The sequence below is a fragment of the Bartonella sp. CM86QHHN genome (assembly GCF_042194695.1).
Lineage (GTDB): Bacteria > Pseudomonadota > Alphaproteobacteria > Rhizobiales > Rhizobiaceae > Bartonella.
In genome coordinates this window covers 1-22,946 of the sequence record NZ_JBHIND010000006.1, presented here as the reverse complement: position 1 = coordinate 22,946, position 22,946 = coordinate 1, and the positions used below count along the sequence as shown (strand labels likewise).

The 22,946-nt window shown below is 40.0% G+C and carries 20 protein-coding genes; 3 read left to right on the top strand and 17 right to left on the bottom strand.

Features of this window, described 5'->3' with window-relative positions; translation table 11 throughout:
- Positions 1-77 precede the first annotated feature (77 nt).
- From tilS to ACFIKX_RS00455, 4 genes are all read right to left on the bottom strand, one after another.
- Positions 78-1,565, bottom strand: a complete 1,488-nt coding sequence (gene tilS / locus ACFIKX_RS00470; protein ID WP_375628010.1) for a tRNA lysidine(34) synthetase TilS — start codon at positions 1,563-1,565, stop codon at positions 78-80.
- An 18-nt stretch (positions 1,566-1,583) separates the two neighbouring features.
- Entirely contained in the window at positions 1,584-3,815 is a 2,232-nt protein-coding gene (locus ACFIKX_RS00465; protein ID WP_375661185.1) for a tol-pal system protein, read from the bottom strand.
- A 52-nt stretch (positions 3,816-3,867) separates the two neighbouring features.
- Positions 3,868-4,389: a peptidoglycan-associated lipoprotein Pal gene (pal, locus tag ACFIKX_RS00460; RefSeq protein ID WP_375628006.1), complete on the bottom strand. Its 522-nt coding sequence runs from the start codon at positions 4,387-4,389 to the stop codon at positions 3,868-3,870.
- A gap of 202 nt (positions 4,390-4,591) precedes the next feature.
- Positions 4,592-5,287: a DUF1013 domain-containing protein gene (locus tag ACFIKX_RS00455; protein WP_375617877.1), complete on the bottom strand. Its 696-nt coding sequence runs from the start codon at positions 5,285-5,287 to the stop codon at positions 4,592-4,594.
- A gap of 368 nt (positions 5,288-5,655) precedes the next feature.
- Here ACFIKX_RS00455 and ACFIKX_RS00450 point away from each other — a divergent pair, with 368 nt between their 5' ends.
- Positions 5,656-6,402, top strand: coding sequence for a YebC/PmpR family DNA-binding transcriptional regulator (locus ACFIKX_RS00450; RefSeq protein WP_254492472.1), 747 nt, complete (start codon positions 5,656-5,658; stop codon positions 6,400-6,402).
- Between the two features lie 1,054 nt (positions 6,403-7,456).
- On the opposite strand, the gene tolB is transcribed toward ACFIKX_RS00450, so the two are convergent.
- The 11 genes from tolB to ACFIKX_RS00395 form a co-directional block, all read right to left on the bottom strand.
- On the bottom strand, positions 7,457-8,782 hold the full coding sequence (tolB, locus tag ACFIKX_RS00445; RefSeq protein ID WP_375628002.1) for a Tol-Pal system beta propeller repeat protein TolB: 1,326 nt from the start codon (positions 8,780-8,782) through the stop codon (positions 7,457-7,459).
- A 38-nt stretch (positions 8,783-8,820) separates the two neighbouring features.
- Positions 8,821-10,248 (bottom strand): cell envelope biogenesis protein TolA, encoded by a 1,428-nt coding sequence (locus ACFIKX_RS00440; protein ID WP_375628000.1) that lies wholly within the window; start codon positions 10,246-10,248, stop codon positions 8,821-8,823.
- 107 nt (positions 10,249-10,355) lie between these two features.
- Positions 10,356-10,808, bottom strand: a complete 453-nt coding sequence (tolR, locus tag ACFIKX_RS00435; RefSeq protein WP_375627998.1) for a protein TolR — start codon at positions 10,806-10,808, stop codon at positions 10,356-10,358.
- 15 nt (positions 10,809-10,823) lie between these two features.
- Complete coding sequence (tolQ, locus tag ACFIKX_RS00430) at positions 10,824-11,537, bottom strand: protein TolQ (RefSeq protein ID WP_375606538.1); 714 nt, start codon at positions 11,535-11,537, stop codon at positions 10,824-10,826.
- 1,710 nt (positions 11,538-13,247) lie between these two features.
- A complete protein-coding gene (gene ybgC, locus ACFIKX_RS00425) occupies positions 13,248-13,688 on the bottom strand; it encodes a tol-pal system-associated acyl-CoA thioesterase (RefSeq protein WP_375611759.1) in 441 nt (146 codons plus the stop codon).
- A gap of 217 nt (positions 13,689-13,905) precedes the next feature.
- Complete coding sequence (ruvB, locus tag ACFIKX_RS00420; RefSeq protein WP_375613207.1) at positions 13,906-15,000, bottom strand: Holliday junction branch migration DNA helicase RuvB; 1,095 nt, start codon at positions 14,998-15,000, stop codon at positions 13,906-13,908.
- A gap of 13 nt (positions 15,001-15,013) precedes the next feature.
- Complete coding sequence (gene ruvA / locus ACFIKX_RS00415; protein WP_375611757.1) at positions 15,014-15,628, bottom strand: Holliday junction branch migration protein RuvA; 615 nt, start codon at positions 15,626-15,628, stop codon at positions 15,014-15,016.
- A gap of 13 nt (positions 15,629-15,641) precedes the next feature.
- Complete coding sequence (gene ruvC, locus ACFIKX_RS00410; RefSeq protein WP_375627995.1) at positions 15,642-16,157, bottom strand: crossover junction endodeoxyribonuclease RuvC; 516 nt, start codon at positions 16,155-16,157, stop codon at positions 15,642-15,644.
- Positions 16,158-17,148: 991 nt separating this feature from the next.
- Positions 17,149-17,271: a hypothetical protein gene (locus ACFIKX_RS00405; RefSeq protein ID WP_375627994.1), complete on the bottom strand. Its 123-nt coding sequence runs from the start codon at positions 17,269-17,271 to the stop codon at positions 17,149-17,151.
- A 475-nt stretch (positions 17,272-17,746) separates the two neighbouring features.
- Positions 17,747-18,265 carry a DUF1465 family protein gene (locus ACFIKX_RS00400; protein ID WP_375627992.1) on the bottom strand — a complete coding sequence of 173 codons (519 nt, stop codon included), beginning with the start codon at positions 18,263-18,265 and terminating at the stop codon, positions 17,747-17,749.
- A gap of 180 nt (positions 18,266-18,445) precedes the next feature.
- Entirely contained in the window at positions 18,446-19,588 is a 1,143-nt protein-coding gene (locus tag ACFIKX_RS00395; protein ID WP_375627990.1) for an OpgC family protein, read from the bottom strand.
- Between the two features lie 365 nt (positions 19,589-19,953).
- Between ACFIKX_RS00395 and ACFIKX_RS00390 the strand changes: the two genes are divergently transcribed.
- Both ACFIKX_RS00390 and ACFIKX_RS00385 read left to right on the top strand, forming a co-directional pair.
- Positions 19,954-20,616 carry a thiamine phosphate synthase gene (locus ACFIKX_RS00390; protein ID WP_375627988.1) on the top strand — a complete coding sequence of 221 codons (663 nt, stop codon included), beginning with the start codon at positions 19,954-19,956 and terminating at the stop codon, positions 20,614-20,616.
- 308 nt (positions 20,617-20,924) lie between these two features.
- Positions 20,925-21,665 carry a TIR domain-containing protein gene (locus ACFIKX_RS00385; RefSeq protein ID WP_375627986.1) on the top strand — a complete coding sequence of 247 codons (741 nt, stop codon included), beginning with the start codon at positions 20,925-20,927 and terminating at the stop codon, positions 21,663-21,665.
- A gap of 282 nt (positions 21,666-21,947) precedes the next feature.
- Here ACFIKX_RS00385 and ACFIKX_RS00380 read toward each other — a convergent pair whose 3' ends face one another.
- Positions 21,948-22,256 carry a type II toxin-antitoxin system RelE/ParE family toxin gene (locus ACFIKX_RS00380; protein WP_375627984.1) on the bottom strand — a complete coding sequence of 103 codons (309 nt, stop codon included), beginning with the start codon at positions 22,254-22,256 and terminating at the stop codon, positions 21,948-21,950.
- Positions 22,234-22,422 (bottom strand): antitoxin, encoded by a 189-nt coding sequence (locus tag ACFIKX_RS00375; RefSeq protein ID WP_375627982.1) that lies wholly within the window; start codon positions 22,420-22,422, stop codon positions 22,234-22,236. Before ACFIKX_RS00375 ends, ACFIKX_RS00380 begins: the two co-directional genes overlap by 23 nt.
- Positions 22,423-22,946: the final 524 nt, after the last annotated feature.

Genomic DNA, 22,946 nt, shown 5'->3' with positions numbered 1-22,946 from the left:
TCCCCTTAACATATAACCTTGTCAGCCCCTTGCCAAGGGATGAGAAGCTGTTTATTTTCTTTTAGAGTAATTTTCCTTTATCTTTTCACCTCAATATTAAAAAAAGGTTCCACAACATTCACCAAGGCTGCATCTTCTCGTGAGGAAAGCCAATCGAAAGGTGCCATAATTCGCTTGACGATAACATGTTTATGAACAACTGCTTGAGAAATCAACTCTGGAATATCATACCCTTTATGATTTGAGATCATCAGCAGCGATTGTAAAGAGGGAAAATGAGGCTTTTCAAGCTCAAAATCGCTATTTTTTAATAAAAATTTCAGCTGTTCTAAATTTGCGGCTCCAACCTTTATAGCCTCATATCCATGATTTGTGATATGATAGCGCCCATCCCATATAAAAGTTTTATCTGGCTCAACAATAGCCTCTTTCATATTTCGCCCTTCACGCCACAAAGAAATTCCCTGCTTGTTATATTCAATAACAGAGCCCGCATAAGTAAAACGCCGCTTTTCTGGAGAATCAAGACAGAGTTTTTGAACAAGCATGCTTAATTTCTGATTGGGGAGCAAATAAAATCCCCCTCCCATCAGCACAGCAAAGAGCCCCACCACAAAAGGAAAACTGGAATGTTTCTGTAAAAACAGCGCAGGCTTTGCTATGAAACAACGCCCATGTTGGACAGTAATATCCAGCGCTAAGATCAAATCAGCAATATTTTTGGCTTGTTGACGACGCTGCAATGCAGCTTCATTTATTTTTTGAGCAATATAAGCCAATTTTTGTGGAGAAAGAGATTGACGCACGCGCACACGTTCAAAATTGCGATCTTCATTGGTTGGATCATCAATCCATGTTTGTCCTTGTAAGCGTAAATAATTCCGTAATGTTTGGCGTTTTACACCAAGGAGTGGCCGAATCAAACGCACTTTTCTATGCAACAGCGCCTCACGCGGAATACAGGATAAACCACGTTCATAGAGGGGACCATAGTTTTTTTCGGCAATATTTTTTCTTGTTTTTCTGGTATGATCCTCATCACGTATACCCTCGGCTTCACCACGCAAAATACCAGCAAAACCACTGGCATAAACCTCATCGCGCATGGCAACAGCTTCACTATATAAAGCACCTCTATTCTTTTGGAGACGTTGATACCGCATTTGATAGGTCTCAACCTGATCATTGAGTGTATGCCCCGTCATAATAAGTGATGCGCCTTGTTTTTGTGCTTCTTTAACCAAGAGATCATAGCGTGCAACACGCGCGCTGGAAGCAATATGCGTCTTTGGCTTTTCGCCTTCCCATCGCACAGTGATATGTTGAATATCATGGACACGACAAATTTTCGCAACAGTTTCTGCCTCACGCATCGATTCTTTACGCAATTGATGATCAACCGTGACAACAATCATTTCTGGAGGAAATACGAGTGTTTCCAAATGCTCTTTGACCAAAAACATCAAAGCCAAAGAATCACTTCCCCCTGAGACGGCAAGAATCAACTTCTGACATTGAATAAAATCCGATGTTTTAAAGAGATTTCTTGCCAGTCTAACGCACACCGAAAACGACCTCGCTGTTTATTTTGCAGGTTTACAAAAAACAGATGCTAATGTTTGTTGACGTTTTGATTTTTTCACAAAATGAGCACAATCGTCTTTATTTGGCTCAAGAGCGACCATACTTCTTGCTAATTTCAGTAAAATCTCGGAGGTATAGAGCTTCTTTTTATCTGCATACCATGCGGTAAGATAAACTTGTGCTGCTTCATGATAGCGTTTTTGCCCCAACAAAGATTCGGCCAACCAAAATAAAGCATCATCACTCAAAGGATCTTTTTTGTAACGATTTTGAAAAGCGCAAAAGCTTTTTTCAGCATCAACATAGTTAGCAGAACGAATAAAATCATACCCTTCCTTATACAAAGCTTTAGAAGAAGAAAGATTGTCACTCTGATGTGCTTCAATTGGAGCACTTACTTCATGCGCTTTGTTAAAAGGTTGACTGTTTTCATGGTCATGGCTCTCCACCTTAGCTTCCACAGCAGCAACCTTTGTCTGGTCACCTGTACTATGGTCCTGCTCCATCTCTTCCTTTACAGTCTGAGATTTTTCATCTACAGCAGACTTTTCAAAAGAACAAGAATAAACAGAAGAGACTTCTGTATCAAAAAGCTCGTGAAACTGCTTGTTAACATTTTTTAAACTGTTATGCTCAAGCACCATTCGTATCTTATGCAAAAGCTTATCTAAATCATAATCTTTAAATAAAGCCTGTTGATTCTCTAAAATAATCCCTTGGTGCTCTGCAACACTAGTAGCTTTTTCCACCACATCAGATGCTGCTTTATCAGCTGCTTCAGGTGCTTTCTTCACTGCATCAACAGCCTTATTAACGGCGTCAGTGGCTTTTTCCACCGCATCAGATGCTGCTTTATCGGCTGCTTCAGGCGCTTCTTTAACAGCATCAACAGCCTTATCAACAGCATCAGTGGCTTTTTCCGCCGCGCTAGATGCTGCTTTATCAGCTGCTTCAGGCGCTTCTTTTACAGCATCAACAGCCTTATTAACAGCGTCAGTGGCTTTTTCCACCGCGCTAGATGCTGCTTTATCAGCTGCTTCAGGTGCTTTCTTCACTGCATCAGTTGCCTTATCAACAGCGTCAGTGGCTTTTTCTATCACATCAGATGCTGCTTTATCGGCTACTTCAGGCGCTTCTTTAACAGCATCAACAGCCTTATTAACAGCGTCAGTGGCTTTTTCCGCCGCATCAGATGCTGCTTTATCGGCTGCTTCAGGCGCTTTCTTCACAGCATCAGTGACTTTTTCCGCTGCATCAGATGCTGCTTTATCAGCTGCTTCAGGTGCTTCCTTCACAGCATCAACAGCCTTATTAACAGCGTCAGTGGCTTTTTCTATCACATCAGATGCTGCTTTATCGGCTGCTTCAGGCGCTTCTTTAACAGCATCAGTTGCCTTATCAACAGCATCAGTGGCTTTTTCCGCCGCATCAGATGCTGCTTTATCGGCTGCTTCAGGCGCTTTCTTCACTGCATCAACAGCCTTATTAACAGCGTCAGTGGCTTTTTCCACCGCGCTAGATGCTGCTTTATCAGCTGCTTCAGGTGCTTTCTTCACTGCATCAGTTGCCTTATCAACAGCGTCAGTGGCTTTTTCTATCACATCAGATGCTGCTTTATCGGCTGCTTCAGGCGCTTCTTTAACAGCATCAACAGCCTTATCAACAGCGTCAGTGGCTTTTTCCGCCGCATCAGATGCTGCTTTATCGGCTGCTTCAGGCGCTTTCTTCACGTCATCAGTTGCCTTATCAACTGCATCAGTGGCTTTTTCCACCGCGCTAGATGCTGCTTTATCAGCTGCTTCAGGTGCTTCCTTCACAGCATCAACAGCCTTATTAACAGCGTCAGTGGCTTTTTCCACCGCGCTAGATGCTGCTTTATCGGCTGCTTCAGGTGCTTCCTTCACAGCATCAACAGCCTTATTAACAGCGTCAGTGGCTTTTTCCACCGCGCTAGATGCTGCTTTATCGGCTGCTTCAGGTGCTTTCTTCACGTCATCAGTTGCCTTATCAACAGCGTCAGTGGCTTTTTCCAACACATCAGATGCTGCTTTATCGGCTGCATCAGGTGCTTTCTTCACGTCATCAGTTGCCTTATCAACTGCATCAACTTTATCCGTATCATGTGCAGGATATTCGGAAGCCTTTCGTGCCGCACTTTGAACAAGTGAAGTAGAACAAGCTATGAAAACCCCCATATAAAAGAGTGTTTTCCAATTGATTTTACGATACATTCTTTTTTCCCCTTAAGAGCTTATTGAATAGTTGAAACAAACAATCTTCTTTTTAATGACTATTCATGTCACTCAACGTTGTCACAGCACGTCGATTTTGATTCCAACAGGAAATATCATCACATACTGCTACAGGTCTTTCTTTTCCGTAAGAAATTGTTTGAATCCGTTGTGCGGACACACCAAGAGACACCAAATAGTTTCGCACAGCAACAGCACGGCGCTGTCCAAGTGCCAAGTTATATTCACGTGTTCCCCTCTCATCAGCATGACCTTCGATCATAATAGAATAATAAGGATAATGAAGCAACCATTCTGCTTGGCGCGTTAAAATACGTTCAGCATCAGCATCAAGTGAAGAAGAATCGAGACCAAAAAACACGCGATCACCCACATTAACCGTAAATTCTTGTCCTGAGCCTGGTGACACCTGATTCAAACCAGCATCATTCATATAAGCGCCATTCATACCGTTAAGTGCACCAACATTTTTTTTGCCACACCCACCCAGGCATAGTGAGAAAAGAAAGAGGATAGCTAAGGAATGAGAGATGGTTTTTTTGGTAGAGCGCATAGTCCGTTTCTCCTTGAATTTCGTAAAGAAGGGTCAATTCTTAAAAATATTTTTAAGAATAACCGTTAATTCCTAATGAAGAAGAAATTTTTTCTGTTTTTTCGTCCTCATTTTTACTTTTAAGTCTCTGCCAATTTTTCTTCTCTTCAGCCATTCCTCTAACATTTCCATAAGAAATGTTTCCCTTATGCGTCATGGCTTTTTATGCATCATCTTGATCTTGACGATTTTTTTGCAGCGCGTTCAGCTTTGCAAAAACTTTATCAGCGTCAAAAGTCTTATGCAGATTGTCTTCACTCTCATTTTCCTCTAGAGCAGCGTTTTCCGTCACAGAAGCGGGAAGCAACGACCTATCTTCTTCTGCTGCAACAGGACGATTTTTCGCCGCACGCTGGAGCTCAAAATCTAAATCGATTTGCGAACACAAACCAAGTCCTACAGGATCAAGAGGAACCAAATTTGCACTATTCCAATGGGTTCTAAGGCGGATTTGTTCAATTGTCGCTTTTGTTGTCCCAATCAACCTTGCAATTTGTGCATCTTTCAACTCGGGATGGTTTGTAACCAACCATAGGATACCATTGGGACGATCTTGGCGTCGAGAAAGAGGGATATAGCGCGCCCCTTTACGTTTTTTTTCAGGAATATGCACCCTAGATTGAGAAATTTTCAATCGTGCGTTTTGATCAGCCTCCACCCGTGCAATTTCACTGCGCGTCAATTGCCCAGAACTAATCGGATCTAAACCTTTAATACCATAAGCCGCATCACCATCGGCAATAGCTTTTACTTCCAAGACATGCAATTTACAAAATTCTGCAATCTGATCAAAAGAAAGAGCTGTATTATCAACCAACCAAACAGCTGTTGCTTTGGGCATCAAAAGTTGCGTTGCCATTTTTATAAATCCTCTTCTGCGCCTCTTCTATGAGGCAGGTTACCGCCCACTCAAGAGCACTGGAACTTTTTTATATGTTTAGGTCTCTCCAACCACTCCTAAAACAAAGCGCGGCATGGAATAAACCATTTTGCTATGAGATTACATTCTGTTATAGCGTTATTTTTGCTCAACGACAAGAGATCTCTCTTGTAATGATCCTCAACTAAGGTGTCTTTACCTTTAAGATGAATTTTCTTATAAAGGGTTTATTCGATTATTTCACCTCATGCTGTGGCACATTTATTCTGGTGGGATGCATGCTTTATCGCCTTAAATTCTAAGGAGTATCCAACTGGCAAAAAAGCCCTCAAATAGGAAGGAAAACTATGGCAGGCCATTCACAATTTAAAAATATTATGCACCGTAAAGGGCGTCAAGATGCAATGCGCTCGAAAATATTTTCTAAGCTTGCACGCGAAATTACCGTAGCAGCAAAACAAGGTGCTCCTGATCCAGCCATGAATCCACGTTTAAGGCTGGCTGTTCAAAATGCCAAAGCACAATCGATGCCGAAAGATAATATTGAACGCGCAATTAAAAAAGCGTCAGGCGCCGATGTCGAAAATTATGATGAAGTACGCTATGAGGGCTATGGACCAGGCGGCGTTGCCGTCATTGTTGAAGCTTTAACTGATAACCGCAACCGCACCGCTTCAAATGTGCGCGCCGCCTTCACAAAATCAGGAGGAGCCTTAGGGGAAACAGGATCGGTCAGTTTCATGTTTAATCGGATTGGTGAAATAATCTATAAGCCAGAAGCAGGAACAGCCGATAACATCATGGATGCAGCAATTGAAGCCGGTGCCGAAGATGTGCAATCAGAAGAAACCGGACATCATATTACCTGCGCATTTGAAGATATTGGTGAAGTTTCCAAAACACTTGAAGCAAAACTTGGTGAAGCAGAATCGATTAAAACGATTTGGAAAGCCACCACCCTTGCACCAATAGATGAAGAAAAAGCTTTGTCCGTTTTACGACTAATTTCAACATTAGAAGAAGATGATGATGTGCAAAATGTTTATGCAAATTTTGATGTCAGTGATGAGATTTTGGCAAAATTGTCTGTATAATTCCCATCATTTGCATAAGCCCTCTCTTCATGCATGAGGGCTTCAAAAGCATCTGTCACCCCTCCTCTTTATCCGCACATATAAAAGCCCCGCGTCAATAGCGGGGAAAATCTGTCTGTACAACAAGAAACCACAATCAATCGCAGAAAACATAATCCCAAAAAGAAAGCATACAAAACTCTGTAGCCTTACGCCTTTCTTACATGCCCCAAAGATTATCCCTATATCCCCTCTCTATTTTATCTTTTTGTTCTTTAAGATTAACCTCCTCTCTCCGCTCTCAAGTAATGAAATGATCTAGCCTCTAAACAATTAGGGGTTTCTTGACGTATTCCTATGACGAATCACTCATAAAATTCACTTGAAACTTAAGGCTCAACAAACATACACTCCCCTAAATATTCGCTACGCACTTAAAAAACACTTAGAATATATCAAGGAGGTTTATACGCCCTATATCCCCACACCTCAAAGGGCAGTGTTTTTACAACATCACAGAATAAAAATAAGCAAATGGAAAGCCAGAGCTGATTGTTTAGCAAAGTATTGTACAAAAAGCCGGTACATCTCTCTAATCCGTTGCGGATAAATTTTTGACTTTATGGCATCGTATATTTCTAAAATAACGTCATTTATCTTAAAAATCTGTCCTTTTGCTCTTACTAATCAATCAAGATTCAGATCTAAAACAACCGCGTACTTGAATAAAACACATCAAAGAGCAACAGCCCCCCTGACAAGACCAAACTCTTCACAAACAAAATCGAAGAGGAAGTTAAAAAAATATATATAGCGACACTTTGAATAAAAAGTTGAAATCTAAAGACCTCAGAATTTTCGACTCTATTTTTTCAAGGTCTTGTTTTGAATTTTTTTAAGCATTTTCCCCCAAGGAAATTCCATTATCGATCAACAACCGTAGATGATAGATGAAATCTACATAACTCCCCATACCCACTATAATCAATTCCTTCTTTTAAATAATTAAAGACAATTGAGATTGTTTAAACTTGAGACTGTATTCCTTCTATACTCTGTTTTTAAGCATTTTGTTTTACTGTACATTGAGCAAAGGCGACCATGCTGGATCTGAAGCATCATTGGGGGTAGGGAGTTGTCGTTCATTGCGACCCGTAATATCAATCGTATAAATTTTTGGTCCCATACCGGGATTTTTGCGAAAGAACATCAGTACACGACCATTGGGGGCCCACGTTGGTCCTTCATTGTGAAACCCTGTGGTTAAAATTCGTTCTCCTTGTCCATCAGGGCGCATAACACCGATAGAAAATTGTCCGCTTAATTGTTTTGTAAAGGCGATATAGTCACCCCGTGGAGACCAAATAGGTGTTGAATAACTCCCATCGTTTGAAGAAATACGTTGAATATCACTCCCATCCGCATTCATTTTATAGATTTGCGGCTTTCCACTACGATCTGAAGAAAAGACAATTTGTTTTCCATCCGGTGAATAAGAAGCAGAAGTATCAATAGCAGAAGTTGTTGTAAGTCGCGTCATCGTACGGGTTCGTAAATCCATAGTGTAAAGATTGGCACTCCCATCATTTTGTAACAAACTCATGATAACTTTTTGTCCATCAGAAGAAAAACGCGGAGCAATTGTCATGTTATTAAACGTTCCGATCAACTCTCTTTGCCCCATTTCAATTTGTTGGAGATAAACATGAGGTACTTGATTGTCCTCGTAAGCCATATAGGTCAATTCTTGTCTTTTTGGTGAAAACCGCGGTGTAAGCACCAATTCACTTCCATCAGACATATAAATCAAATTTGCGCCATCTTGATCCATCATTGCTAAACGTTTAATGCGTGCATTTTGAGGCCCTGTTTCATCGATAAAAACAATCCTTGTATCAAAATAACCACTTTCTCCTGTCATCTCACTATAGATCTCATCTGCGATCATATGTGCCACACGCCGCCAACGTTCTGTCGCGGTATAAAAACGCCGTCCTTTCAATTGTCTTTGTCCAAACACATCCCATAAACGAAAATCGACCCTCAAACGTCCATCGATTTCTCTCATGACTTGCCCAGTAACTAAACCTTGCGCTTTTATTTTCTGCCAAGAAGCAAAATGTGGTTGTTTATTAGGATTAGAAATGTTTTCCAAAAAATTTGCTTTATCAAGCGGTAAAAACAGCCCCGACCGTTCGAGATCGGCTGTCACCACAGCAGATATTTTCAACCCAATCGAATCATTGGAAATAAAGTCTGTAATTGCAATGGGAATGGGATTAAAATCAGCGCTCGAAATCGTCCCTTTCAATTGCGCATAACCCGATGAAATACTTGAAAGCCACAACCCACAAGTGACAATAAACCAAGCAAAAACTTTATGTCTCGTTATAGTCATCATGGAATGTGTCCTTTCGTTAAGCGCTTTTTTCTCGTTTATCATCTTATTTCTTGGAGGGGATCAACATTAAAGTCAAAACCTTGCCCCCATAGATCATATTGATCACGTGGGAGATCTGCATAAGGTTGGCATGAAAAGACAGCAGCATACACCTGCCTTATCATAATAGCTTGTTGACTCTCAAGGCCGCTTATGGGATCAATGATAGGATCGCCCACAACCATCCCTTCACGGTCTAAATAAAATCGCAACCGCACGACCGGACGATTTTTTAAATCGCCGCCAAGCGCCACAAGTTTAAGCTTCTGTTGAATACATCCCCCCGCAATATTGACCAATGTTTGTGCCATTTTTGTGGTATCATTAATATTTTTTCTTGCACCCAAAGCTTCTGGTGTATGAGAACGTTTTGCTCCCCCTCCTTGTGACCGCGCACGATTGAGCAAATTATTTTCCTCCAGAGCTAAAATATCTTCAATGGTCTGTTTCTCTTGGTTTTTCTTGTTAAGATTTGGCGTCTTTTGATTCAATGCAGCCTCATTCTTCTTTGGAAATTCTCCGTCAAACTTTGGTTTAAACTGTGGAAGAAGAGATTTTTCTGGAAGTACAATTTTAGGCGCTTGATGAACAATCTGCTCTGCTGGTACTTTTGGGACCGTTGGAGCCAATTCTTTTGGCGATATCATTTCTTCATTTTTGTGCGCAGGCTTGAGCGCAACCTTAGAGGCATCCTCCGGTGCCTCCAAAGGCATCTCAGGCGCAACCTTGGGCGCATCCTCCGGTGCCTCCAAAGGCATCTCAGGCGCAACCTTGGGTGCATCCTCCGGTGCCTCCAAAGGCGTCTCAGGCGCAACCTTGGGCGCATCCTCCGGTGCCTCCAAAGGCGTCTCAGGTGCAACCTTGGGGGCATCCTCCGGTAGTGCCTCCAAAGGCATCTCAGGTGCAGCCTTGGGCGCATCCTCCGGTGGTGCCTCCAAAGGCATCTCAGGTGCAGCCTTGGGCGCATCCTCCGGTGGTGCCTCCAAAGGCATCTCAGGCGCAACCTTGGGTGCATCCTCTGTTTTTGCTTCTAATAATTCTGGTTTTGTAAGTTCGGGTGCAAATGTTTCTGATGTGTTCTCGCTTGATGGTGGCGATGCTGTTTCAACGGGACGCGGCTTTTCCTTTGGTTGAAATGGTGCAAGACTATCTATTTGTCCCTCTCCAATATGGCGTGCATCTTCTTTCTCTTGTGGTTGCATAGTTGGTTTGACGGCAGGGATTGCACGTATAGGAGCCTTCACGGCTCCTTGTTGAGAAGAAAACTCGTCCACCAAAGGAGCAAGAGTGATGGGAATTGCTTCCAACGGTTGTGGTAAAGAGACAGAGCTTGTAAACTGAATAGCTCCCCAACTGAGAAAAATGACATGGACCACAAGGGATAAAGCCAAGCCTCGTTTCATACTATGATAGGAGTCTTTGTTCATTCTTTATGCCTTACTTATGCCTTACATTTTTTCATTTTTAATCACTCTATGCTCTTTTAAAAACATCTTAAAAACAACCGGTTATGCACAATTTTATTACTTATTATTTATTGTGCTAAACTTGCTAACGCAACTTGAGAAAACCCCGCTTTTTGAATATCTGCCAGCAGTTTTAATACTTGCTGATATTCAACAGTTTTAGCAACCCGCACAAAAACCCGTTGATCTTTTTGTGTAGCATCTGCTTCCAGAAGAGTTTTCAGGTGTGCAATCAGGGCCTGTGACGTTTCATAATAATCTTGATTAATGGCAAAGCGCCCTTGCGCGTCAAGTGAAACCGTAAGAGGTGTTTTTTGAGCTCGTACGGGACCCGCTTGACTACGAGGCAAATCTAGAGGAACACCGTTCACTAAAAGGGGGGCAGAGACCATAAAAATAATCAACAAGACCAGCATGACATCCACAAAAGGAGTGACATTGATCTCACTCATCAGTTGGCTTCGTGAATGATGCCGCCTACGTGTATTTTTGCGAGAAGAAGAAGCAACCGAAACGCCCATGGGATAAAATCCTTTTTATAAAGAGGAAGGTGCTGTGCGTGTTTCATCAATACGCCGCGATACAATTGTTGAAAATTCATCGGCAAAATTTTCTATTTGTGCAATGATGCGCGCACTTTCATGGGTCAACTTGTTATAAGCAATAACAGCTGGAATTGCTGCAAACAAACCAATCGCGGTTGCCAAAAGCGCTTCTGCAATCCCTGGCGCGACAATGGCAAGTGATGTATTTTGAGAAGCTGAAATAGAAAGAAAAGACTCCATAATACCAATAACTGTTCCAAAAAGTCCGATAAAAGGTCCCGCAGACCCCAGTGTCGCAAGAAAACTTAATTTTGATTCTATTTTTTCACTTTCACGTCCCAGCGTCAAATCCATAGCCTTATCAATTCTGCTCTGCAAACTTTTCGATGTATGGGTCCCTTTTTCAAGAGATTTTTTCCATTCAACCATTGCTGCCATAAAAACTGCGGATATACTATTGGTACGTTGACTTTTGCATGATGCATAAAGATCTTCTAGCGCTTTGCCAGACCAAAATGTGCGTTCAAACTGCTTTATTTCACGCCGTATTCTCCGATACGTAAAAATTTTATCAAAAATAATTGCCCAACTCCAGATAGAAGCGAGCAGCAACCCGATCATAACACCTTTCACGATCCAACTCGCTTGCATAAACAAATGCAACATTCCAATTGTTTCTGGATTCGTTAGTTCACCATGCGGCATAATTTTTGTCCCTCTCAATGAAAGATGCATTTTTTAAAATTTTATAAAACAGATTATTTTATATTTTCTAAATTTAGGTAAAGACTCTAGTTTCACATAAATCCATGCGCTAAAACAAGACTTGTTTCTTAAATTTCCTTAAAAAGTGATGACGAGAGACATCCCTCAATGCACGCCCCTCTCATTTCACAACAGCATTTATGAAAAATATAACGATAAGGACTTCTCCATAAATACTATAAAAATAAAAGATATAAAAATGCATGATATAAAATCTATTATGCACCACCATCTTTACGCTTATGAAAAGAACGCTAAATCATCATACGCGTTTCTAGCTTAAAATACAGCGATAAGTCTTAGCACTTGAAAAGATTCATAAGAGGTATTTTATTCCTTTCTTAAGTGTTTTTGTACCCACTCACCAACTCCGCTTGTGACATGTAAGAAAAGTTTTTGATTAATTCGCGGCAATAGAGCTTGAAAAGAAAAAATTTTACAAGTTTCAGAATTATCTGAAAGTGACAACGCAATGAATTATCATTGTAAATAAATATGTTATCATCATAAAAGATGACGCTTTGCCTCAGGCTATTATTTCTCTCATTTTCCATCGAATTGAATACGGGGTACACCATCGGGCACAAAAAACGATACTAAACCACCCTACCACACCTCACAACAATGCGCCTCACCCATGCGCCCCTATTATAAGTCCTATATAATCTAGTGTAAGTCTCATGTAATCTCATTGTGTTATGAATTAGCCCCTTTCAATGCCTATCATCTCTCTGGTACCATGGTATAACGTACAAGCTTCTGTGACATGAAAAAAGCCTTTTCATATCTTTACTTCATGAAAACCGGCTTCTTCGCTCTCTTTGCTCACTTGCGATATTTGATCATTATTGCATTGAGAATGATCCATAAGGAACATTTTTACAATTTTTTCAATGATTTTAATTGTTTCAACATGAACAGATTTGAAATGAAAGTATTTTATTCTCTTCCTCTATTAGGGTTTGTGCCCGTAAGAAGTGATAATTTATCTTTCTAAGTCAATATATTATATAGAATAATATGCTTTTGAAACTTTAAATGCAAGAATGCATTTCTGCTTTGTATACATTGATCTCTCACTCATTTACTACGCTTAGAAGCGCACATAAATCGCGCATTATAGCACATAAAGTCATGCATGATGGATAGAAATGGATGAAACACGCGCTCTTATGATGCCAAATGATAATCCAGTAAAGAAACAAATCAAATTGCTTAAAAACACCCTTTAGATGTTTTGAGACAATTTTCGACCTAATGGCTTAATTATCATTTTATTGCAATATGTTGCTGGGTATATACATTTTTATAAAAACAAATCTTAATCCATTTTTATTTTTTTTGTACTTTTCTGTTGTTTTCCGATGCCAACAAACCTTTCTTCAAAAGAAAGAAAAATATCTTGAGTTTATAGAAGAAAATGGATGATATGACATTGTTTTTGAATCATAACATGGATGAGGTGTGTTTAATTTTGTGGGATATCATCTTCAATTTATTGTAGTTATTGTAGCAGAGGTGCTTTCTTTTGCTGTATCGTGTAACCTTGTTAGAAAACATCTAGGCTATGATAAATGTATAGTCTTAGATTATAGATTACTTTATATCTGCTGATCTCTCCTGAAACTGCTAATTCAATGAATAACACTTTTAACCAAGCATTTTTGCAAAAAGTTCTTTGGGTAAACGTCGCGGTTTTGCCTCCTCATTAATCAGAGCAATTTCAACTTTGGCTGTTACCAACGTGGTCATCTCATGCAAAATAGATTGCTCCATAAAAAAGCGGGCTCCTTGGATATGAGTAACACGTGTTTTAACGACTAAAAGATGATCAATTTTAGCGGGTCTTGAAAAATTAATTTCCATATGACGAACAACAAAAAACAGTTTTTCCCCCTCACCCCCTGCTGCTAACATCTTATTATTAAAACCGGTATCGCGTAAAAACTCTGAACGTCCTCGTTCAAAAAACTCAAGATAACGCGCATGATAAACTACACCGGAAAAATCTGTATCCGCAACATAAACGCGGACCTGAAAATTATGAAAAGCGTTTGTATGATTGCTCTTAAAAGGTGTTATTTCTGTCATCGACTTCATATCCCATAAAATCATCTAATATAGCAAATTATCTATCAATCAAAAGATTGAACACATTTTTGTGTTGAAGTTGTGAAAAGCAAAAGCAAAAAATCTTTAATAGTGCCAAACCTTTTTAGCCAGAATATGCTAAAAGAAGGCACGTCTCTTGTATTTTATGACCTTGCTATAAAATATTCACATAGTTTCTTTTAATAAAGAGAATGCCTTAGTCATCTTCCCCATCCCATAAAGATGTCTGAAGTGATGAATTGTCTTGAGCATCAGAAAGTTGAGAACGCCTTTGTATAGACGTTGTAGAGGCTGGAGCAGAAAGCCCTAAATGGCTCCAAGCCTTTTCAGTTAGAATGCGTCCACGAGCGGTTCTTTGAATAAAACCTTGTTGGAGCAAATACGGTTCAACAATATCTTCAATGGCATCGCGTGGTTCTGATAAAGCAGCAGCAATCGTTTCAATCCCCACCGGTCCCCCTAAAAAAGTTTCCGCAATCAGGAGCAAGTAGCGGCGGTCAAGCGGATCAAGCCCAAGATGATCAACCTCAAGGCGCGAAAGGGCTTCATCGGCGATTTTTTGGTCAATTTGTTTTGCCTGTTTAACCAGAGCAAAATCACAAACGCGCCGTAAAAGCCGTCCGGCAATACGAGGCGTCCCGCGTGCTCGGCGTGCAATTTCATGAGCACCATCATCACTGATCTTAACGGCAAAAAGTCGTGCATTACGCTGCACAATATATTCCAATTCTTCTATCGTATAAAAATTGAGACGAATTGGGATGCCAAAACGGTCTCGTAGAGGTGTGGTTAAAAGCCCCAAACGTGTGGTTGCTGCCACCAAAGTAAATTTAGCCAGATCAATTTTCACCGAGCGTGCGGCCGGCCCCTCCCCAATGATCAAATCAAGTTGATAATCTTCCATGGCTGGATAAAGAATTTCCTCAATCGCCGGATTTAAGCGATGAATTTCATCAATAAACAAGACATCACGTTCTTCAAGATTGGTCAAGAGAGCGGCTAAATCTCCTGCTTTAGCGATGACCGGCCCTGAAGTAGAGCGAAAATTAACGCCTAATTCTTTTGCCATAATCTGTGAAAGCGTTGTTTTTCCCAACCCCGGTGGCCCTACAAACAAAACGTGATCCAGCGCTTCTTGCCGCGTTTTTGCTGCTTCAATAAATATTTTTAAATTAGCCCGCGCCGCTTCTTGACCAATAAAGTCATCGAGAACTTGTGGCCTCAAGGAACGATCTGGATCGTTAGGAAGGGGGGCGGAACCCAGAAGGCGTTTATCTTCATCTTTATGCATTGTTACCTTGATTTTAAGTAGGAGAAGAAAGCAATTTGAGACTATGGCGGATCAGCAGGGCAGAAGAAACAGTTTCCCCCTCAAGAGCGTTCATCGCAAGAGCAAGAGCACGAGATGCATGCTCCCGTTCAAACCCTAGCTTCATCAACGCGGAAAGCGCATCATGCGCAGGTTGATTGGTCATCTCACGCTGAGAAACCGAAACAGTCTTGACCGCTTGTTCAAAGGGGAGTGTTTTACTTTTCAGTTCACCCACAATTCTTTCACTGACTTTTTTACCAACGCCCGGCGCTCGACTAATCATCGCAACATCATTTAAAGCAATAGCCTGTGCAAGTTCATCTGGCGATAAAGTACCCAAGATTGCCAAAGCAACCTTTGCCCCTACTCCAGGAACATTTTGTAGAAGACAAAACCACTCCTGTTCAGCTCTTGTAGCAAAACCAAAAAGGCGGATTGCGTCTTCCCGAACATGCGTTTCAATAAAAAGGCTTAACGCCTCCCCAACCGAGGGTAAAGAAGGACGCAGCCGATTTGACACAAAAACAACATACCCCACACCGTGAACATCAAGAAGGATATGATCATCAAAGATATGTTCAAGAGTGCCCTTTAATTTGCCAATCATGCTTCCACCCCACTCATATCGCCATCCTTGCCTGATAAGACCGGTCAACACTGTTACGGTGCATACTATGACAAAGAGCAAGAGCAAGAGCATCAGCCGCATCACTGCTATCAAATTCAGCCCGTGGGAGGAGAACTTTGACCATCATATGGATTTGTTCTTTAGCCCCATGTCCAACCCCAATAACTGATTTTTTCACTTTGTTGGGCGCATATTCAAAAACAGGAAGATTTGCTTGCGCAGGAACCAGTAGTGCAATTGCACGCGCTTGGCCAAGTTTTAAAGTTGCTGTAGCATCTTTGTTGACAAATACATGTTCTACAGCAGCTTCATGGGGCATAAATTGATGCACAACCTCTGAAAGACCTTTGTGGATCTGACATAGTCTGGAAGCCAGCTCACACTGTACATCAGAAGAAACCGTCCCTGCTGCAATAAACTGAAGACGATTACCCGCAACATCGATAACGCCCCACCCTGTACGCCGTAATCCGGGATCAATGCCTATAATACGAATCGTCTCTGCCATAAACTACAGTCTATACACTTTTCCCCCCTGTGAATAAAGATGTGAATAAAGACAAGACCACAAAGAAAACAGCAGTACAAGACAAAACCAGTAAAAAGATAATCATATCCCCCAAATTTATACAATTATAACACACAACGAACAGCATCTTTATGGAACACACTTTATGAAGCATAACTGAAATCAATCAAAACCATTCACACATCACAAGCAAGCACCTTATCAAGCACCCTCTAAAGCATAAAAATTCCCTTTCTGTATCATTTCCAATGCCATAACGGTTAAACATCGCAAACGAGAAAATAGATCAGTGCTGGATTGCACATTCATAAGTATAAAGAGGCTATGCAATGGATAGTATACACTTTACGGAAACTTTTTACATTATAGCATGACGCTACCACAATAACTCAACACATTGATTTACAAAGATAATTAATTATTTTGTATGTTGCATAAGAATCTCGAATATCCTAAGATTTTCTCATTACAAATCTGTTTATCTTGAATCAATCAAAACCATTCGCTTACATATGAAACGTGGGATTGCCGTATAGAGTGAAACTGTACAAGAAAGGACTAAAAATGCCTCTAATGAATTGTCTCAAGTTCCAAAGGCTGTTGCAACATTGAGAACTAGCAAAGATGATGATAGTGCCGGCTTGCTCTGTTGCAAGCGTAAAAATGAGAGAGGCTCAACGGATGTGAATAAGAACTGAGAGATATTTTTGAATATACTCATCACACCACAATAACATTGCATAGAGGGGGACATTGCATAGGGGCACAGAGAGCCTATAGGACATTCATTATATGGCACTTTATTTTGGATATTTTATTTTACGCGAGGGAAAATAACTTCCATTCAAAACAAAAGAAGCCCCAAAACTGCAACAATGTGTATCATCCTCATTAACACACACTTTACAGCAGCTTTATAGGCATAAATTATAGAGCATAAATAAATTGATGTACAAGCCCCCACTCTATCTTAGAGCCAGATCATTATCAGAGCCAAAACAAAATCACACGATAGATCAACAGAAAGTGTTCCAGCTGCAATCAACCAAAGTCGATTTCCCACAAAGACCAACCATACCCTATTCCATGCCATAATTCGAAATCAATACCTATCCCTCTCTCAGCTATAAACTCAAGATATTTCCTACGCCAAATAGAAATTAGGCAGAAAAAAGCACTCTAGATTAGTTTTAGTTGTGAAATTTCGGTTGTAAAAAAAAATGGGTATACTGCTCTAAATATCGTAAGAAAGAAGCAGGAGCTATTATTCTCAGAACGCCCAAAAGCTGTTTTCAGTAATTCAATTTATTTTCCCACTGGATTATCATCGCTTAAACGTACAGCCGCCGCTTATTGACCAAAGCGCTTAAACTACAGCCGCATCTCTAAATGAAACAAAATGCACGCTTCTAAACGTAATGAATGAGAACAAATTGACGGAAATTTTCTGGCAATTCATGCCAATAAAAGGGAAATTTTCCAATATTGGTGTATGAAGTGACACTTTTACAATTTCTTTTTATTTGTTACGATGACATTTCCCCTTCGCACAAAGCAAGGGAGTACCTCTAAGAACGCCCAAAGGCTGTTTTGAGCAATTCGATTTGTTTTCCCACTGGATTATCATCTTCTAGAGCACAGGAGGCCGCAGTTTCCCACCCAGCACGCATATAGGTTATGCGCGCTTCTAAACGCAATGAATGAGAAACAAATTGGCGAAAAACTTCTGGCAATTCATGCCAATGCGGGGTTTCAAGTTCCAATGTCGGTGTATGAAGTGACACTTTTACAATTTCTTTTTTTATTTGTTCTGATGACATTTCCCCTTCACGCTCTGCGCGAAGAAGAAGGAGTTGAGAAGCGATTTGCATAAGTCGTGTACTTAAATACATAGCCTCTTTCGCATAGACTGCAGAAACCTCTGCCGAAAGAGAGCGTGCCACTAATTTCCCTTCTGAGTCAATATACGCTGCGGTTTTTTCAATCAGCGCCATTGTTTCTTCATAGAGACGATTAAAAGCATTTTCAAAAGCATTATGCTCAATCATGATAATAGGTTCATCATATGGACGTTTATGTACACTCACGCTTTTATACTCCAAGTATCAGCACAAAATCATACCCCTTAACGAATAGAGTATTAAAAAGTTTCTTTTGTTGCTGTATAGAACGCTTTTTTTTAAAACTGCTACCTCTTTTATTTTTTTTGCGCAACGCACTTTTTATACTAAGGTTAACGTACCCAACAAACACTATAGGAATGTTTTTTATAAACGGATCATTTTCCTTGAAAACGACCACTGCCAAGATTGCCGTTTTTCACAATAATAAGCGACTCCAAATTGCAAAGCAATACCCGTTATTATTAAGAAGGTATCGGAAAAAAACGTTTCTGTCATCACTGTTTTTATAATTTGTCCAAACATCGCAAAAATGGTTCCCGTTACAAAGACCGGTAAACTATGTTTTCCTAAAATTGCTAAAGGATGTTTCTGAGAGACATAAAACCATTTATTGATGCGCGGCAAAGAAAGAATGAGAAAGGCTAATGCAAGAACATGGAGTAAACGTGGCAAGCTTAAAAAGGTTTTATTAAAGTTCAACAATGGGGAAGACCAGCCAAGCCACCCCAAAATGCCCCACCAGTTTAAGCGAACCCATAACAGCGCCAACAAGAGATACGCTGCCGCACAAACAATCCAAAAAGACTGAAAAGCGATTTTTTTTTCTTGTTTAAGCGCTAAAGTACTGGTCAATCCTATGACGAATAAGAATTGCCAAGACAAAGGATTTAAAAACCACTTTCCCTTTAAAGGATAAGAAGGAGGAGCAATTTTATAAAATCCGCAGATAAGATACAGTGTAAAGGAGCCCAAAAGCAGCCATTTTGTCTGCTTACAACTCAAATAAAGGATAAAAGGCGCAAAAAACATCAAAACGATATAAAGAGGAAGAATATTATTATATCCCAATTGATGCCCAAAGCTTAAGGTACTCAAAAATGCGATACCAGGCTCTTTAAAAAAGAGTCCCACATTGTTCATCGATAAAAGTTTTTCTGTTCGCCATAATAAAAAGGCAGCAAAAAAAAGACTTAACGTGACAAAAGTCGTAAAAAGATATGCCCCATAGAGCTGCAGAGCTCTGTACCAAAGTTTTCGGATAATAAAAGCAAAGGATTTTTGCTGTAACCGTCCATGAAAGCTTAACCCAAGAGCAATCCCTGAAAGCAAAACAAACACTTCTGCACAATCAGAAAAACCGAAATTTCTATGAGTAAAAGACTCATAGATCGTTCTGGGAATATGGTTGATGAAAATCGTCAATAAGGCTAAAGAACGAAAAACATCAATACGTGTATCACGGCGAAAAGATTGAGTATTATGCTCACGAATACCTTGGTATTTCATCAGTGGACTCCCACACGTCACACCCCCCTTGAAGTCCCATAAAAATGGTGCTTACCCTTATTGCCAACAAGCATGAACAGGATGAAATTTTAATTTTTAAGTGTCAAGTTTCATTTTAAGCGTTTATTTTTTTAAAAGCAAAAGTTTTTTAAAGGCAAAAGAACGAAAAGCGTCCATACGTGTATCACAACAAAAAGGCGACATATTATGCTTAAAAACACTTTCATTTCTCATAAACAGGCTTCCACACACCCACAAATCCTTTAAATTAGGTGAAAATGGTAGTCACTTTCATCGCAAATAAGCATAATAGAATGAAACTTTAATTTTTAAGCGTTATTTTTTCTAAGAAACAGGGATTTGACATGACAGAACAAAAAAATAAACCAATTGATCCACCTCTTTTCCCTCAGTTGATTTTAACACTTGATGTTCGGCGCAACACCCCACACACATTTTTGCAGCAAATTTTGCAAACAAAGTCTTTTGCATGCGTCATCCTCTATGATTCTGAAAAGTTGAAAGATGATAGCTCTTTTTTACAACAACAAGCGCAAACCTACGCAGAAGATATTCAACATCATGACGCAACCCTTCTCATCGCTGATGACAGCCGCATTGCTGGGCGCATAAAGGCTGATGGATTGCACATAGAAGATGATCTTAACGCTCTTGAAAGCTTCAAAAATCAGCAAAAGGAACAAAAAATTATAGGATTTGGCAATTTACGCAATCGCCATAGTGCTATGCTTGCAGCGGAAACAGGTGTTGATTACCTGTTCTTTGGAAAACTCGGGGCTGATAAAAAACCCCAAGCGCACCCCCGCAATCTCCAGTTAGCAACATGGTGGGCAGAAATTATGCAAACCCCCGCCATTATCCAAGCAGGAAGCGATTTTTCAACCTTTGATGAAGTCTTAAAGACTGGATGTGAATTCATTGCTGTAGAAGAAGTGATTTTTGGGAACGACAACCCCTTAATACTGCTTAAAACAATGCAAGAAAAATGTGAGAAAACCCCCTTGTAATATAGGAGGAGAATTTATAAATAAAGTGTTAATAAAAATCCAAATACTCACCACTATATTACTTATATAGAACACACAATAACAGATAAAGAGAATACCTCGAAACTCAATAAAATTGCTTAATAATTCAATCAAATTGATAAAAAACTAGCGTCTTTTTTCATATAATATATAGAAAAAAGGATCATAGAAACTTTCTCGTTCAATGTCTTATAAAGACAAAGCATTGTGATTGGGGAAAATGGTCATTTTCAATATTGGTACTGAATACCAATAGCTGACGATACAAATATGCAGGGGACATAAAAATGCAATATAGCGGAACACTTGAAGATCTTAAAAACATAATTCGCAAAGCTGGATATCAAATCAAAGAAACTAAACCTCTATCACATCCATCCCCTGAAGGATATCAGATCAAAACCTCCGAAGGAGGCACTACTAATTGGTTTAAAAGCACAGGAAAACTTCAAGTTCAAGGCAGCGCAAACATAAAACAAAAGCTAACAGAAGATTTAGCAAAGCATCTAGAAGAAACATCAACGATTCCTTCCTCAAAAACTGCTTCCAATCCTTCAAATAAAAAAATCTTTATCGTTCATGGCCATGACCATATTGCTCTAGAGCAACTTGAACTTATTCTTCGCAGGCTTGGTCTCGAACCATACATCTTAAAAAATACTGGTGGTAATGGTTTAACCCTCATTGAAATTTTGGAAAAAGAAGCTTGTAAAGATTCTATAGGATTTGGTATTGTACTATTTACTCCCGATGATATAGGCTATGCTAGATCTGACAGAGAAAAAAAAGAACAATTTCGTGCACGACAAAACGTTATTTTCGAAATGGGCATGTTAACCGCTGCACTTTCTCGCAAAAATGTCGCTATTCTAAAAAAACAAGACCTTGAACTCCCTTCAGATTTTGGTGGGCTTAAATACATTCCTTTTAATGAACACGTAAAAGAAACACTTCCGGATCTTTTTGATCGACTATGTGAAGTTGGCTACAATTTAGATGCAAAAAAATTTGCTACAGCAACACGTTAAATTTGAATAATGCTTATGTTTATTTTTTAAAGCGCACGCCCAAAACCACAAGGCACCCCACCACATTCCACAGACACACACATCCTATAGGCTCAAAGAAACAATCACCCCCCCACCCTTCTTCAAACAGCAAGCGATTGTGCAAATTTTAGTGAAGAGACCGCGTGTGTATTCATTACCGTGAAAGAAATCATTTTAGTCCCTTTAATAAACACGGGGATGTTGTCATGATTTTGGTAATCGTTCCAGAAAGGTTTAAGAGGCAGATAGCCTCTGATTAGATTAAAGAAAAATAGGAAATTCACGTCGGGCATGTACTACAGCTACAATTTCGATTTGATTTGCAGCTACTCGATACAATATAAGGTAATTTGGATGCGCTACAATTTCTCGTAATCCTAATACCTTCTCACTCTGTCTGTATAAATATGGATGTTCAGCCAATGGCAGTACGGATGCTTCCAAAAACCTTTTCATTCGGCGCGCAGCAGATGGATTTTCGCGAGCAATATAGGTAACATCTGACGCAAATTGTCGCGCGCCGAAGACAACCAAACAACCGGAAGCATCACTTGTCCTGTTCAGCTTCAAGCTGACTGATTATAACTTCCATTTCAGCCATAACCTCATCATGCGGAATAGGAGGATATGGATTTGCAAAACTTCTCGCTACCTTATCGCGCAGCCATGCAGTGTAGCTGCTTTCCTGTTCAACGGTTTCGAACTCTGAAATTAGCGGAGAAAGGGTGGTCTTCATAATATATGTCCTTTCTATTCCTGAATATTGAAGATAATTACTATTGGTTATGTTGTCAATATTAGCGAATTGAAAATGTTTAACTTTTAAGCGTCCAAAGTTCTTTTGATCTTAAAACTTAAGGCTTTTTAACCCTCTCAAAAAACACGGATCTGATATCATGATTTTGGTAATCGTTCCAGAGAGGTTTAAGAGGCAGATAGCCTCTCATTAAAAAACAAATTTTGTAAGTAAAAAACTATTTTTATTGTAAATTTCCTAAAATTACTTTATGAATTAAAGGATGTTTTGGTCGCATACGCAACGACCAAAAGGGGCCTTGAAAACCCTAGATCCGAGCGTAAAAATGAACCCACTTTGTGGGTATCCCGGAATTCCGGGAGTTTTTGCTATGTCCAGGTGCTTTAAGCACTAAAAGCAAAAAGGCTGACTCGGATTCAGTGTTTTCAAGCTCCCGGAATACTCATGCGAGGGCGCTCGCAACCGGCGGGGAAAAATGCAATCTCAAAATCTTAATATTGATC